Below are 13,921 nucleotides of genomic sequence, written 5' to 3' on the forward strand. Positions count from 1 at the left end.
AATATGATTTAGATACTATATGCAGTTATAATTTTTTTTGATACAAATTACAAACCAAAAGATATTGTTTTTCGTACTTTTGAAAAATAGAAAGTTAAGAATATGAAAATAGTTATATCTCCAGCAAAATCATTAGATTTTGAATCAAAATTACCAACAAAAGTATTTACACAATCTGATTTTTTATCTAAATCAGAGACCATTCATAAAACCTTAAAAAAGAAAAAACCAAAGCAGTTAATGGATTTAATGTCTATTTCTGAAAAATTAGCCGATTTGAATTGGCAACGCAATCAAGATTGGCAAACTCCATTTACTCCAGAAAACGCTCGACCTGCTGTTTATGCTTTTAATGGAGATGTTTATACGGGCTTAGATGCTTATACTATTCCAACAGATAAATTAGATATTTTACAAGATAGATTACGCATTCTATCAGGTTTGTATGGTGTTTTAAAACCATTAGATTTAATGCAACCTTATCGTTTAGAAATGGGTACATCACTAGCAATAGGTGCAAAGAAAAATTTGTATGAATTTTGGAAAAAAACAATTACAGATGCTTTGAATAAAGAACTTTCAAAAGATGAATTGTTTTTAAATTTAGCCAGTAATGAATATTTTAGTGCGGTTGATACAAAAGCTTTAAAAGTACCTGTTATTACTCCAGAATTTAAAGATTATAAAGATGGAAAACTAAAAATGATTAGTTTTTTCGCTAAGAAAGCCAGAGGTTTAATGGTGCGTTATATTATTGATACTAATGCAGAAACAATTGAAGATTTGAAAAAATTCAATTATGAAGGCTATGCTTTTGATGGAAATTTGAGTAAAGGAAATACTTTAGTTTTTACAAGATAGAAATTATAAAAACTACAATTATAAATGATGATTTTTATTATTGTAGTTTTTTTTAATGGTACATTTTTTAACTGTAGAACAAGGAAAAGTATACTTTTTCTAAAAGCGCAATTGTATAAGTTAAAAATAACTTTTTTAAGCGATACTATTTTTATAAAATTGTGCTAACCTCAAAAAGTAAACCTCTTTTAACGTGATTTAAAAAAGGTTTATTTTAAAAAATTAGTTTTTTAGATGGGTTGCTCAACAGTTACCGATATTTTATTTTGGTCTGTGGAGTGGTTCCCAAATGAGTCTTATAAATGCACTGAAACGTTGGTTCTCCCTTGCAATAGGTATTCCCGTTACAATTCCAAGCATTGTTTGGTTAGTAATTTCAAGTCGCATTTGCGGTCGTATAGTCATATCGAAATCTTTTTTGTCTATGGTCTTGTTAAGTTCAATTCCTACAAAATTTCTCGTTCCTGTTATCATATAATGAAAACTGGTGTTGATATCGTAAGTGGTGTGAAAATGATTGGTTCTAAAATTTTGTTCAATCATTGGACCGGTATAAATTAACGAGTGAAAATTGTTGCCCCATCGTTTGGCAACGACCAAAAATGGGTTATAAACATTCCCTTTTATGAATGGTTTTCCAAAATTCCTAAAGTCGGAAAGTTCAAACTCGTTGATGTAACCGATTGCCATTGAAGTGGCTATTTTTTCATTGACAAAAAACGACCATTGGGTTGCCAATTTTATACTGTTCAGTTTGTTAGATGGCATGGAATCTTTTGGCGTTCCGTTTATGTCCGAATGAAAGGTAAACGGCAATTCTACTTCAAATCCGAGTCGGTTTATCGGTGCCCATTCGTACTCTACAAGAGCTTCGTATTCATCAAATTTTAGTTTGTCGGTCATACCAAAACCGATATTCCATTCTTTTTCGCCCTTTCTCGCTCCAAGGTCTCGTATTAGGTCAATGTATAAAGGTTCTGCGTGTAGCACTTTTGGCAGTTCGTGGTGCAATTCTACTTCTTCAATGTAAAGGCTGTCTTTTGTAGCGTTGGTTATTTGGGCCAAAACGCAAGTTGATGATGCCAAAAATAGTAAAGGCATCAAGATTTTTTTGATATTCATTTTCTTGATTTGGTTTTTATAAATGAAAAATGTCGTCTGAGTTTCTTTTACAGAATAGACGATTAACTTTTTACTTTAAAGGCAAATCAAACTTCGGGTGGAGGACTGAATATTTTACAGAATGCTTGGGAAGCAGGTTCTTTGTAATGTGGTAATGTTTTTTGGGTTGCTTGATATAAAGCGTTTAAATTGTGTTTGAATACAGGATTAAGAACAACCCAATCTATGTTTATTGTCTTTTTCTTGCTGTGTTCTTCAGTATCGGGGTCGTCATATTCGGCAATGGCATTTTCAAAACCGAGCAATTTTTCAATTACGAATTCTACAATGCTTTCTTGTTCGTTATAGGTTAAATCTTCCGGAATGTGGTTTGGATTTGGGTCAGGATTGTCAATGCTAACATTGAGTAAATGCAAAGCTAATAAGCCCCAAATTAAACGATAAAATGTACTATTTCGGATTTTGTCTATCAATTTCCTTTTGGTGTTTTATATGTTTGCTAACGTTTTTCCACTTGGAGAGGTTGCGAACTTCACAAATATAACAAAAAGGAAAATATTGAAAAGCGTATTTTTTTGTAAATTTATTCATGTAAGGAAAGAAGAATTTTACTCCACAATTATTTGTTTCGTTTAATTTGTTGGACATGATTTAAACAATATCAACTCTTTATTAGTAGAACAGGTGTTTTTAAGGTTGTTCAAAACAGTGTTGAAAATGTGTATAACCAAACGCAAGTATCCAAGTATGAGTCTAATTAAACAAGCTAATAAACATTTACTAATGGGAAAAAAGTACACCTTTTTCTAAAACCACAATTGTATAAGTTAAAAATGGCTTTTTTAAGCGATACTATTTTTATAAAACTGTGCTAACCTCAAAAAATAAAACTCATTTAAAGTGATTTAAATGAGTTTTATTTTATTTATTTAGTAGACAACTATGTCGCCAATTAATTATATACCATGTTATTTGGTTGTTCTTCTTCTATCTTTATAATTACTTTTCCTACTGTTTTTGATGCTTCAATATAATCATGAGCATTTACAATATCATTAAGCATGAATTCTTTGTCAATTTCTACTTTAAGAATGTTTTCTTTCATTAATTTCAAAAGGTCTTTAAGTGCTTCTTGGTTTGGGTGCACTGATACAAATTTTGCTCGTTTATATCTTAATAATTCCTTTATCATTGTTCCTGTTGGAGTTGTCCCAATATATATCCCATTCGGAGCTAAAAGATGCTTTGTTTTTTTATAAGAGGTATTAAATACAACATCAAAAATAATATCGAAAGTCGACGTCGTTTTTAGAAAATCTCCATTTTGATAGCTTATAGTAAAATCCGCACCTAGCTGTTTGCAGAAATCTAGATTTTTGGTACTTGATACACTTGTAACTTTTGCGCCATATGCTTTTGCTATCTGTATGGCTATATGACCAACTCCACTGCTTCCACCATTGATTAAAACCCTATCATTCTTTTTCAGACCGCCTAATTTTAATAGTGCTAACCATGCAGTTGTTCCAGCCATTGGTAATCCAGCTACCTGATTAATAGGAATGTTATTAGGGATTTTAACTACACTATCTGCTTTTACAACAATATATTCACAAAGAGAACCTCCTTCAAAATTACCTAACAATCTGACAACTTTATCTCCAATATTTAAATTTTTAATATCATTTGATTTCTCTTCAATAATGCCAACAACATCAAACCCTTGTTTTGTTCTTGGTTTTATTAAACCTGAAACTAATCTAAAGTCACCTTTGCGATTTTTCCAATCTATTGCATTTAAAGAAGAGTAACATATTCTAATTAGTAACGAATTTTTCTTTCTTATACTAGGTTTTTCTGTTTCTTCGATTTTTAACACACTACTGTTCCCGTAATTACTGTATAAAACTTGTTTCATTATCTATATTTTTTGCAAATATAGATTCAAGTTTTAATGTAATTATTGGTATATACCAACTATTCGATTACCACATTATTAAATAGTTTTGAAAAATTTGTTGGATTCATACCTAAAAAATTAGCAATGTCTTTATGAGGTATAGAATTAATAAGGTGTGCATTATATCGCATGAAATCTTTATATTTTTCCTCAATAGAATAAGTTGACTGCTTAATAAACCTATCTGTTATATTGTTTACTAATCCCATTAGTGCTTCAATTAAAAAATCTTGGATATCTTTATGTTTAGTGGTTTGATTAATAAAGTTATCATATGATATTCTATAGAATTTACTGTCCGTAATGCATTCAAAATAGTACTTCGACGGTTTTTGTGTTAGAAAAGATTCTGGAGCACACGTAAAATGATTAGCTTGAGTAAAAGAAATAATGCATTGTCTTTTATCAACTAAATAATAGGCTTTTTGGACACCTGATATGGTAAAATATAAATATTTATCTTTCTTTTCGGGTATGGATAAAATAGAGTTTTTAGAGAACGAAACAATCTCAAATTGAGCAACAAAGTCATTAAGAGCAGTAATAGATACTTTATGTGTATCTGTTATTATCTTTTTAAGTTCTTCCATATTTTATTCTTGTTAATCGCCCTCTTCGAATACCTCTCAACGTGTTGCCGCTATATTCCTGTGGTGTTAACTGAAAATTGAGCCATTACAAATATAGACAAACTTTGGGAAATCGGAAGATTTTTCCAGGCGAAAATCGACCAAGCTATTGAGTGTAGGAGCTGTTAAGGCTTGTTGCTTTTTTAAGTCAGTTGCCTGAATTCGGTACGGAAAAGTAATTCTGCAATCAATTTTCAAAGCTCGTACGGAGTTCAGTATTTCAATTTTCTATGTGCTGATTTTAACGTATCGATTTACTTTCTGCGTTCGCTCGATATTCAGTGTTACGTTTATTGATAAAGTTCGGAAAAATTAAATGCAAAGTTTGCAACTTAAATGAAAAAATTAACTGTAATAGTTTTATTTCCTATGTATCAAATGCAAATATCATTTTAACGAATAGGCATTAATGTGTCAGCCTTACTAATTGTGAAATTAATTTGAGGATAAGTAAAATTAATGCTTCTGTTTTCTTGACTTCTTAACATAAAAAACTCTTTCTTTTGATTTTCGTCAGCTAATTCAAGTAAACTTCCACATGAAAGGTATGGCATTTTATTTTTAAATTTAATAAAGGTTTTAGATTCTCTAAAAGTTATACCTAACCATCTATTATCAGTTTGTTTTTCTTTCTGATTTAGTGTTGAATCTAAGATGATTTTATGTGAAAAGTTTGTATTAGCTTTTACTGAAAATAGTACAAATGAATTATGCGTTAAAGAAATATCAAATTCTTCATTTGTGGTCTTATTCTGTATTTTTAATATTCTAATATGTGGTTTCTCTAACTTGCTAGGTTTTTCATAGCATGAGAATAATCCGATATAAGAATCATCTACTAAATCGAGACATTGGTCAGAATGGTATTTCATTTTAGAGTATGAGTTGTCATAGATTTCAATTAAAGCATTGTTAAACTTAATTTCAGGAAAATACACAAAATTACTATTAATACTTTTTATTATTTTACTATGCAAATCAGAGAATTCATGAGCTGGAATGTTATATTGAGTCGTTGTTCTAACAATAGGAATACCTTTATCACTTGCCTTAACTAAATGGTTTCCAATCCTACCTTTTCCAACATTTTCAAAATTGATTTGTGTGGATAATTCATTGAAGAGATTATGTTCAAATGGTAATGTTATTTTTTTAAATTCATTTTGATTCATCTGTAATCGTTTAATATATGGGTTTTTGATAATCTCCAGAATTCATACTGAAGTGAACTATACCATAATCTATATTTTTTTCAGTTTTATTTTCTTTATAATAAGAATCTCTTAAATCCTCCATGTTCTCATTATTCATGAGCTCTAATGGAATTAAATTCCCATTTTCCTTTATGTAGGTTTTATTATTTTCATATACTGCCTCTAAGTTTGAACAACGGATTACATAGCCCATTCTTATAGGAGTTTTATCGATATTTAATACAGAAGGTTTTATTTCATGCGTGTAAAGTCTATTCGTAGAAAGTGGTATTGAAAAAACAGAATTTGGGTATAAGGTTACACTAAATTCCTTAATTAAAGATTCATCTTTGACTGTTTTTTTTAGCTTAAAGAAAAGTCTGGTTAATCCACTCGATTTTTTGTAAACCCAATCAAACTTATCTGTTTTTGAAGGTGACAATTGATCAAAATTTGTTTTATCATAAAAAGTACAAAACGTTATAAGACCTTCTTTTGCCATATCTTTAGTTTTATCTGAATGAGCACTAATTTTTGCTTTGACTTCTTTTGAATTTAAGTCATTTTTTTTGTTTAAATAAATTTGTGCAAGCACATGATTCAATTCTGTTTTTTTTTCAAAATCAAATTTTATGGCTTCATTTAGAGAGTCAATAATTAGGTTATCAGTTTTTCTGAAATTATCTGTTGGACCTGTTAAGTTACTTGAACACCTTAATAGATGAAAATTTAGAGATTCATTTTCTCCTTTTATTTGTTTTGTAATTTGACTTAAATAAATTCCTTTTCTCAAAGCCATTGATTCTTTGTTTGACTCTGTTAAATTTTGAAACTCGTGTTCTGATTCTATTTTTTCAAAAAAATCATCATTATCGAAAAACCGTCTATAATAAACTCCTGCATCATGTATATTTATTGGCACTTGTCCAAGTCCAATTATTGAAAAATTTTTAGTTGTTAAATCTTCATAATTTGAAGATAAATCTCTGACTATAAAAATTGATTTTGTTTCATTTTTTAAATGTTTAGTATCTCCAATTGCGTAAAGTCTTACTTGGTTTTGAATCTTTGGAATTTCTGAAAGTTTTTTTACAACTATACCACAAAAATTATTTACTAGATATTTTAAATCGTCTGAATCATCGTTCTCTTTTGATAAGTCAATTAAGTAATTTTTGTTTTTAGATATGCTATTTTCAAAGTCAAATTTATTCATTATGTTTAGATTCTACAAGGTTTTGTTTAATTGTGAGTAACGGTCTGTGTACATGTGTCAGGAACGGAAAAAGAAGCGGAAACTTTCAAATTTGCACTGACCTAAGCAAAACCGATTTTTTTATTTGCTAATTTACATTTTTCAAAGTAAATAAAAAATGATTTTTACGATATAGAAAACCGAAACTTCGATTTAGCACAACCTGCTTTTGCTCATATACGATGTTAGCTACAGTTCTTTTTCTTCAATCGTTCTGAATGTTAAGTTTACTCTCAGTTTTGTTACTTTTTTGGTGGGTGGAAGTCTATGCAACCAATTTGTTTGCGTGGTGTTTTTCATTACTAATAAACTTCCGTGTTGTAGCATAATTTCTACTTTTTCTTTGACTTGTTTGTGTTTAAAAGCAAATTTTCGTTCTGCTCCGAAACTCAATGAACCGATTGCTCCATCTTTCTTTAAATCGGTTTCACTATCGCTGTGCCAAGCCATTCCTTCATTTCCATTGTGATATAGATTAAGCAAACATGAGTTAAAAGTTTCGCTTGTTTCTTTTTCAATTAATATTTTTAATTCTAACAGTTCTTTTGTCCAAGGCAAAGCGTATTTTGAAGTATTGGAATAAGTGTATTTAAAAGGCTTGTCGCCATACCAAGCAACTTTTCGTTTGGTAATGATTTTCTTTCCGAAAATAATAGCTTCATCATTGCGCCATTCGATAGTTTCCAATAGTTTTTTAAGATAGAAATCTGCTTGCTCTTTTTCTAAAATTTGTCCGTGATAATTGACAGTTCCGTCTTGTGGTAACCAATTTTTTGTTTTGTCTATAGTTGGGTTAAATAAGTCCATTCTTCCATTTTTTGTATTCGGTTTTCATACAATGTCCGCAAGGTCGAAAGTCGTTTTCAATAGCTTCTTTCTCTGTCATAAAGAAAACTCTGTTTTCTCTTTTCATTCGTTTGCCAGATTTGCAGTTGAGTAAACCGTAAATTTTTAGTTTAATATTACCCCCTAAACCAATTTTCTGTTGTTTGATTTTACTTTGCAAATCGCTGTCGGATATTTCGCTGTGCCTTATCATTATTAACTTAAAGCATCGTGAAAAATAATCCCCAAAGTAAAACGCTCGCCCGATTTTACTTCGCTTACACCGTGTTTCATATTTACCCGATAATAACCTTTCGTTCCTTTTTCGGGTTTGAAATTGGTCGTAAAAATCAGCATATCGCCTTTTCTTGGTTTTAGAACTATGGCTTTGGATTGTGCTCTTGGAATTTGCTGTGTCAATACAAATTCGCCACCTGTAAAATCTTGATCAGGTTCGTTTAAAAACAAAACTGTTTGAATGGGAAAATAAATATCTCCATATAAATCCTGATGTAATGTATTGAAACCGCCTTTGCCGTATTTCAAAATCAAAACAGTTGCTTTTTGTTGTTCGTTTTGGTGGCATTGTTGTAATAATTCTGCGTGTTCCAATGGAAATTGCTTGTCAATATTTAACGCCCTAAACCACGTATTTGCAATGGGTGCAAGTTGCGGATAAATGTTTGTTCTGATTTGCTGAATAATTTCGGGCAACGGATAGTTGAAATACTTGTATTCGCCTAAACCAAAACGGTAGCGTTCCATTACTACCGTTTTTCTGTAAGTGTTTGGGTTGTTATATTCTGCTTTCAATGCATCGCATTGTTGGTCTGACAACAGATTGGGAAGAATGGCATAACCGTTTGTGTGCATTGTTTCAGTTATGTTTTGCCAATCTGCTTCCTGTAACTTTTGCTTTATCATCTTATTACTGAAATTCCTGCGTCCACTGTTAATTCTGTGCCGTGAATGTAACTGGCTTCCTGCGATGCAAGGAACAATACTGCGTTAGCGATTTCGGTAGGTTCGCCTAATCTTTTAAAAGGTATCGTTGGAACAATTCCTTGCAAAGCACCTGCAATTTGTTCAGCATTCAAGCCTGTATTATTAAAGATGTTGGTTTTGATGTGTCCAGGACTAATGCCGTTTACACGGATACCTTTTTCCGTGAACTCTGAAGCAAAAGTTTTGATGAATGACTGCACTGCTGATTTTGCTGCCGAATAAACAGAAAAATTTGGTGTTCCAAATTCTGTAACAAATGAAGTATTGAATACAACAGCACTTCCGTTTTTCATTAAAGGCAAGATTTGCTGAACGGTAAAAAATGTTCCTTTTACCAACAAATTGAACAACTCGTCAAAATGGACTTCATCTGCAAACTCAACAGGAGCAAACTTTCCATAACCAGCATTGGCAAAAAGTAAATCAATGTTTTCCGTATACTGTTTTACTTGTTCCTGCAAAAGCAATATGTCTTTCATATTACCTGCGTTTGAAACGATGCCAAATGCATTTGTTCTTAATTGTTCTACGGCTTTGTTTACGGTTTCGGCACTTCGTCCTGTAATGATTGCTTTACCACCTTCGTTGATGAATTGTTGGGCTGTGGCAAATCCCATTCCGTTTGTTCCGCCTGTTATCAGTGCGAATTTGTCTTTAAATCTTTGCATTATTTTTTTGTTTTAAAATTCTGATGCAAAGATTGCAATGTATGCTGTGGCAGAAAACCCGAAACTTGCTACATTTCCAAAATATCGGTTTTTGCACTTTCCCAACCGATGATAGCTGTCTTTCGTGTATTGCCCCACATATAACCGCCAATATTGCCCGTTGATTGGATAACACGATGACAAGGAATAAGAAACGCAACGGGATTGTTACCGATAGCCGTGCCAACGGCTCTGGAAGCATTTGCGTTGCCGATTTGTTCGGCAATGTTGCCGTAAGTAGAAAGTTGCCCCATTGGAATTTTCAAAAGTGTTTCCCAAACTTTCAACTGAAAATCTGTGCCTTTTAAATGCAATTTAATTTCAGGTAATTTATTCCAATCGTTTTGGAAAATGAACAACGCATTTTGTTGTATTAAATCCAATTTTCGCTGAAATGTTGCGTTGGGAAATTTTTGTTTAAGGTCGTTTAATGCGTTGGTTTCACCATCGTTGAAAGCCATATAGCAAACGCCTTTTGTGGTTGAAGCAACAATCAAATTCCCAAAAGGACTTTCTGCAAAACTGTAATTGATAGAAAGATTTTTTGCACCGTTTTTATATTCGGCTGGTGTCATTCCCTCAATGCTTACAAATAAATCGTGCAGCCGTCCTGTGCCTGAAAGCCCTGTTTCAAAAGCGGTGTCAAAAAGTGTAGCTTGTCGGTCAGTCAATAATTTTTTAGCGTGTTCAATGCTGATGTATTGCAAAAACTTTTTGGGTGTTGTTCCTGCCCATTCGCTAAATAAACGCTGAAAATGAAATGGACTTAAATGCACTTGTTCGGCAACTTCGTCCAAATTTGGTTGCTCTTTGAAATTGTCCTTTATATAATCAATCGCTTCCGCAATTCGATTATAATTGAGTTGTTGTTGCTCGTTCATTGTCCTGAATTTTATAATGCAAATGTCCGAATGGTTTTGCTTTTATAAAATCCGAAACTTGCTATGTTTTTGTCAAAGTGTTTTTTTGCAGACGTTTTTTAGAGTTATAGCTAAGGTTTCGTCTTTAGTTTGCCGCTTGTGGCAGTTTTTATTTATAGCATAAATTACCATTTTCTTCATTTAGATATTTTCTAAATTTATTCAAAACTTCAGAATATTGATTTTTATCGAAGATTATTTCACTCGAATTCATAAACCATTGTACATTTTTTCCAATTGATTTAGGCATATTTTCACCATTCCCAATATCTAAGCCAAACCTTTTCCAATATACATAATTATTATCTGTTACTGTTTCCGCAATTATTACATCGCAAAGTAAATCTAAATCTTCTCCACACATTAGAATAGGTAAAAATGTAGTTTGATCTATTTCTGGTAAAGTTCTTTTCCATATAGTTTCTCTTTCAGAAGGATTGCTTAGCCAATTTAAGAAGGTACTCACTAGACCTTTTTTTATTTCAATATTTAAATTTTTAAGAATCGTTTCTTCCAAAGAAATGCCATCTATTAAAATATCATAATAGTTATAATTTGTAAATGGATTTACTAAAATATTTGTTTCGATTCTGCTTATCATAAAATTGCCACTAAAGGTCAAGTATAAGCGCAGTAGCGGAGAAGAAAAACTTGAGTTTTCCGTTTAGTAACTGTTTAGCCAAAACCTTATTTTATTTACTAATTTACAAAAAAGGAAATGAGAATAAGGTTTTGGTGGTGTAAAAAAATACAGACTTTGGTTCAGGCTCTTTCCCCGCTATTGCATTTATACAATGTGCTTGTTCCACAACTCTCTCAAAGATAACAAAAAGGATATATTGAAAAGCGTATTTTTTGTAAAATTCTTCATGTAAGAAAAGAAGAATTGTATTCCACAATTATTTGTTTGGGTTAATTTGTTATATCTAGTTCCAGAAGATAATTTATATATATAATTACTAACCGAACTTGATTTACATTTTATTTATAAATCCACTCAAAAATGCTATGAAAAAGAAGGACAGAAGAGTATTGATTCAGTTGTGTTTTTCAAGATTTTGTTGGAAAGGTTATTTAAACAACATCAACTCTCTATTAGCAAAACATGTGTTTTATATAGAGATGAAGTATTTTTAAGTTTCTTCAAAGTAGTGTTGAAAATGTGTGTAACCAAACACACGTATCGAAGCAGTGAATCTGATTGAAAGAATTGTCCATTTAGAATACAATGTTGTGGAAAAAGTACCAAGTTTAAAAAACTAGACGATAGTATCTACAAAGTACACTACTACCGCATGTATCAAAAGCTTATCCAAAAATCAACCTATGTCAAGAAAATGTCAAGAGTGCGAAGTAAAACGATAGAACCTGTCATTGAAACCTTGGTCAACTTCATGAAATATAAAATGCGTGAACATATGAGGCATTAAAAATGCAAATAAACAAGTCTTAATGGCGAGTTTAATCTATAACTTGAAGAAATACTTGCACTTTACCATCAAAAAACATCTATTTTTATGTCAAGTTATTCCCTTGAAATAAGAGAAGAACTTTGTTTTTACAAAATCGGTTCTTATAGACTTCAAAAACTCGATTGTAAGTCAACTAAATTTTTACTTTTCTTTCCATAAAAAATGCCCCAAATAGTGTCTAATTTTTTGGGGCATGTTCAAAATGAGGTTTATTTTATTAATTATTTTAAAAAAATAGTTTTTTAGAAGGGTTGTGCAACAGCTACCATTGTTGTATACAGTTATTCTTTTTTATATTTGCCTTTAAATTTGCCTTGTTCAAATATTAAACTGCTTCCATCAGAAGAAAATATAAACGATATAGATTCTCCATACATTTGTTCCATAACAAATCGGTTATTTCCTTTGTAAATAAGAGGCTCTTTAAATTCTCCTTTTATAATATGAATCAAAGTAGTTTCATCTTGGATAAAAACTACTTTATCCTTTTCGTCTTTTTCATAAACATATGTTCCAACAAATTTTTCAACCTCGGTCTCTGATAATTCTATTACTGCATCATTGAAGTATAATTTAATAATTTCTAAATATAAATCATTGATATCAATTTTAGCTCCATTTGAAATTAAGGTAAAAGCTAAATCTTCTTTAGGGAAGTAAATAGAGGTAGATCTAAACTCATCTATATGCCCTCGATGTCCAAATCCATTTCGGTCAGTAATTTTGTATTGAAATAGCCCCATTCCATAACTATCTTCAATGGTTTTCATTAAAGCTAAACTTTCTGTTGAAAGTAATTTACCTGTAAATAAGGCGGTCATAAACTTGTTTACATCTTTTGGTGTTGAAATAATTGAACCACTTCCAATAAGTATAGACATATCAGTTTCTGCAAATTTGGTCTGTTTTTCAGAAAGGTTATAAGAATTGGATTCGTTGTCGTTTAGGGTTATTTGTTTGCCATGATAGGTGTCTTCTAAGTCTAATGGTAAAGTGATTTTCTCTAGTAAAACATCTTTAAAAGATTTATTATATTTTTTCTCAAGAATTTGTGATAATAGGAAATAATTAGAATTACTATATTCTCCTTGAGTGTTAGGTTCAAAATCACTTTCATAATTTGATATTATTGAGAGAAGATCGTTAGAGGATTTAAATTGTGTTCTATACTTAAAGAGTTTTTCATCTTTTGTAAAATTATGAATACCACTTCTGTGTTGAAGTAAATTAGCAACAGTAATTTTGTTAGCATTTTTTATGTTTGGAAAGTATTTCTCTATGGTCTCATTGAGAGATATCTTATTTTCTTCAATTGCTTTAAAAATTAGTACTGCAGTAAACGTTTTTGAAATAGAACCAATTCTATATTTCGTTTTTGGATCTGCTTTCTTTTTGGATTCAATGTCACTATATCCAATGGTTTTTGAGTAAATGGATTTTCCTCTATGAGCTAATTCTAAACTTCCCATAAATTTTCCATTTTTCTCATAAATAGTTAAGAGACTATCTATTTTTAAGGTAGAGTTTTTAGGATTTTTCTGATTTAAAGAAGTGTTTTTTTCCTTCTCTTTGCAGGAAAAAACTAATAAAACTGTAATTAATAATAAAAAATTTGCTTTCATTTTTTGATTGATTTGATGAAGAACAAATTTATAAAATAGTATTATGTAATGCATAGCACTATTTGTATTTAGCTTTTAATTAACAATTTTGTTATTGAAAGTAAGAATTATGATGTTCAGTTTTATAATTGTGTACAACTCTTAATATATATAAATATTTTTTTAAGAGTTTTATTATTTAAATAGTTGGTATTTTAAGAGTCCTATGAAATCTAATAAATATTTACAACATATCAAGTCGGTTAACAATTTTTCGAATTGATTTATCAGCAATATATAAATATTGTTTTGTTACTATTATGACCTATAATTTTTGAATGCAGTATATTTAGAATAAAGAGAGGATATTT

14 protein-coding genes are annotated in these 13,921 nt (G+C 30.6%); 1 reads left to right on the forward strand and 13 read right to left on the reverse strand.

Going from position 1 to position 13,921, the window contains the following annotated elements; all coding sequences use genetic code 11:
- Positions 1–102: 102 nt before the first annotated feature.
- Positions 103–861: a peroxide stress protein YaaA gene (yaaA, locus tag SY27_RS02585; protein ID WP_045967122.1), complete on the forward strand. Its 759-nt coding sequence runs from the start codon at positions 103–105 to the stop codon at positions 859–861.
- 261 nt (positions 862–1,122) lie between these two features.
- Here the strand turns inward: yaaA and SY27_RS02590 are convergent, their stop codons facing one another.
- From SY27_RS02590 to SY27_RS02650, 13 genes are all read right to left on the reverse strand, one after another.
- Positions 1,123–1,983 (reverse strand): HAEPLYID family protein, encoded by an 861-nt coding sequence (locus SY27_RS02590; RefSeq protein ID WP_045967124.1) that lies wholly within the window; start codon positions 1,981–1,983, stop codon positions 1,123–1,125.
- 86 nt (positions 1,984–2,069) lie between these two features.
- Positions 2,070–2,456, reverse strand: coding sequence for a hypothetical protein (locus SY27_RS02595; RefSeq protein ID WP_045967125.1), 387 nt, complete (start codon positions 2,454–2,456; stop codon positions 2,070–2,072).
- Positions 2,457–2,935: 479 nt separating this feature from the next.
- A complete protein-coding gene (locus SY27_RS02600) occupies positions 2,936–3,901 on the reverse strand; it encodes an NAD(P)-dependent alcohol dehydrogenase (RefSeq protein ID WP_045967126.1) in 966 nt (321 codons plus the stop codon).
- Positions 3,902–3,960: 59 nt separating this feature from the next.
- On the reverse strand, positions 3,961–4,533 hold the full coding sequence (locus SY27_RS02605; protein WP_045967128.1) for a Crp/Fnr family transcriptional regulator: 573 nt from the start codon (positions 4,531–4,533) through the stop codon (positions 3,961–3,963).
- A 431-nt stretch (positions 4,534–4,964) separates the two neighbouring features.
- Complete coding sequence (locus tag SY27_RS02610; protein WP_045967129.1) at positions 4,965–5,744, reverse strand: alpha-ketoglutarate-dependent dioxygenase AlkB; 780 nt, start codon at positions 5,742–5,744, stop codon at positions 4,965–4,967.
- Between the two features lie 10 nt (positions 5,745–5,754).
- Positions 5,755–6,981 (reverse strand): hypothetical protein, encoded by a 1,227-nt coding sequence (locus SY27_RS02615; protein ID WP_052705097.1) that lies wholly within the window; start codon positions 6,979–6,981, stop codon positions 5,755–5,757.
- Positions 6,982–7,209: 228 nt separating this feature from the next.
- Positions 7,210–7,827, reverse strand: coding sequence for an alpha-ketoglutarate-dependent dioxygenase AlkB (locus SY27_RS02620; RefSeq protein WP_045967130.1), 618 nt, complete (start codon positions 7,825–7,827; stop codon positions 7,210–7,212).
- On the reverse strand, positions 7,814–8,059 hold the full coding sequence (locus SY27_RS02625) for an Ada metal-binding domain-containing protein (protein WP_045967132.1): 246 nt from the start codon (positions 8,057–8,059) through the stop codon (positions 7,814–7,816). The genes SY27_RS02620 and SY27_RS02625 overlap by 14 nt, the downstream gene beginning before the upstream one ends.
- Before the next feature lie 2 nt (positions 8,060–8,061).
- Positions 8,062–8,769: a 2OG-Fe(II) oxygenase gene (locus SY27_RS02630; RefSeq protein ID WP_045967134.1), complete on the reverse strand. Its 708-nt coding sequence runs from the start codon at positions 8,767–8,769 to the stop codon at positions 8,062–8,064.
- Positions 8,766–9,518 carry an SDR family oxidoreductase gene (locus SY27_RS02635; protein WP_045967135.1) on the reverse strand — a complete coding sequence of 251 codons (753 nt, stop codon included), beginning with the start codon at positions 9,516–9,518 and terminating at the stop codon, positions 8,766–8,768. Before SY27_RS02635 ends, SY27_RS02630 begins: the two co-directional genes overlap by 4 nt.
- A gap of 68 nt (positions 9,519–9,586) precedes the next feature.
- Positions 9,587–10,438 (reverse strand): methylated-DNA--[protein]-cysteine S-methyltransferase, encoded by an 852-nt coding sequence (locus SY27_RS02640; RefSeq protein WP_045967137.1) that lies wholly within the window; start codon positions 10,436–10,438, stop codon positions 9,587–9,589.
- A gap of 148 nt (positions 10,439–10,586) precedes the next feature.
- Positions 10,587–11,078 carry a hypothetical protein gene (locus SY27_RS18075; RefSeq protein ID WP_052705100.1) on the reverse strand — a complete coding sequence of 164 codons (492 nt, stop codon included), beginning with the start codon at positions 11,076–11,078 and terminating at the stop codon, positions 10,587–10,589.
- Positions 11,079–12,230: 1,152 nt separating this feature from the next.
- Positions 12,231–13,571 (reverse strand): serine hydrolase, encoded by a 1,341-nt coding sequence (locus SY27_RS02650; RefSeq protein ID WP_052705102.1) that lies wholly within the window; start codon positions 13,569–13,571, stop codon positions 12,231–12,233.
- Positions 13,572–13,921: the final 350 nt, after the last annotated feature.

Source organism: Flavobacterium sp. 316 (assembly GCF_000967805.1).
Lineage (GTDB): Bacteria > Bacteroidota > Bacteroidia > Flavobacteriales > Flavobacteriaceae > Flavobacterium > Flavobacterium sediminilitoris.

Bases quoted from the DNA above. Each gene is read 5' to 3' on its own strand.
- SY27_RS02650 (WP_052705102.1), bottom strand. From the start codon at position 13,571: ATGAAAGCAAATTTTTTATTATTAATTACAGTTTTATTAGTTTTTTCC.
- SY27_RS02610 (WP_045967129.1), bottom strand. From the start codon at position 5,744: ATGAATCAAAATGAATTTAAAAAAATAACATTACCATTTGAACATAAT.
- SY27_RS02630 (WP_045967134.1), bottom strand. From the start codon at position 8,769: ATGATAAAGCAAAAGTTACAGGAAGCAGATTGGCAAAACATAACTGAA.
- SY27_RS02615 (WP_052705097.1), bottom strand. From the start codon at position 6,981: ATGAATAAATTTGACTTTGAAAATAGCATATCTAAAAACAAAAATTAC.
- SY27_RS02620 (WP_045967130.1), bottom strand. From the start codon at position 7,827: ATGGACTTATTTAACCCAACTATAGACAAAACAAAAAATTGGTTACCA.
- SY27_RS02590 (WP_045967124.1), bottom strand. From the start codon at position 1,983: ATGAATATCAAAAAAATCTTGATGCCTTTACTATTTTTGGCATCATCA.
- yaaA (WP_045967122.1), top strand. From the start codon at position 103: ATGAAAATAGTTATATCTCCAGCAAAATCATTAGATTTTGAATCAAAA.
- SY27_RS02605 (WP_045967128.1), bottom strand. From the start codon at position 4,533: ATGGAAGAACTTAAAAAGATAATAACAGATACACATAAAGTATCTATT.
- SY27_RS02635 (WP_045967135.1), bottom strand. From the start codon at position 9,518: ATGCAAAGATTTAAAGACAAATTCGCACTGATAACAGGCGGAACAAAC.
- SY27_RS02640 (WP_045967137.1), bottom strand. From the start codon at position 10,438: ATGAACGAGCAACAACAACTCAATTATAATCGAATTGCGGAAGCGATT.
- SY27_RS02625 (WP_045967132.1), bottom strand. From the start codon at position 8,059: ATGATAAGGCACAGCGAAATATCCGACAGCGATTTGCAAAGTAAAATC.
- SY27_RS02600 (WP_045967126.1), bottom strand. From the start codon at position 3,901: ATGAAACAAGTTTTATACAGTAATTACGGGAACAGTAGTGTGTTAAAA.
- SY27_RS18075 (WP_052705100.1), bottom strand. From the start codon at position 11,078: ATGATAAGCAGAATCGAAACAAATATTTTAGTAAATCCATTTACAAAT.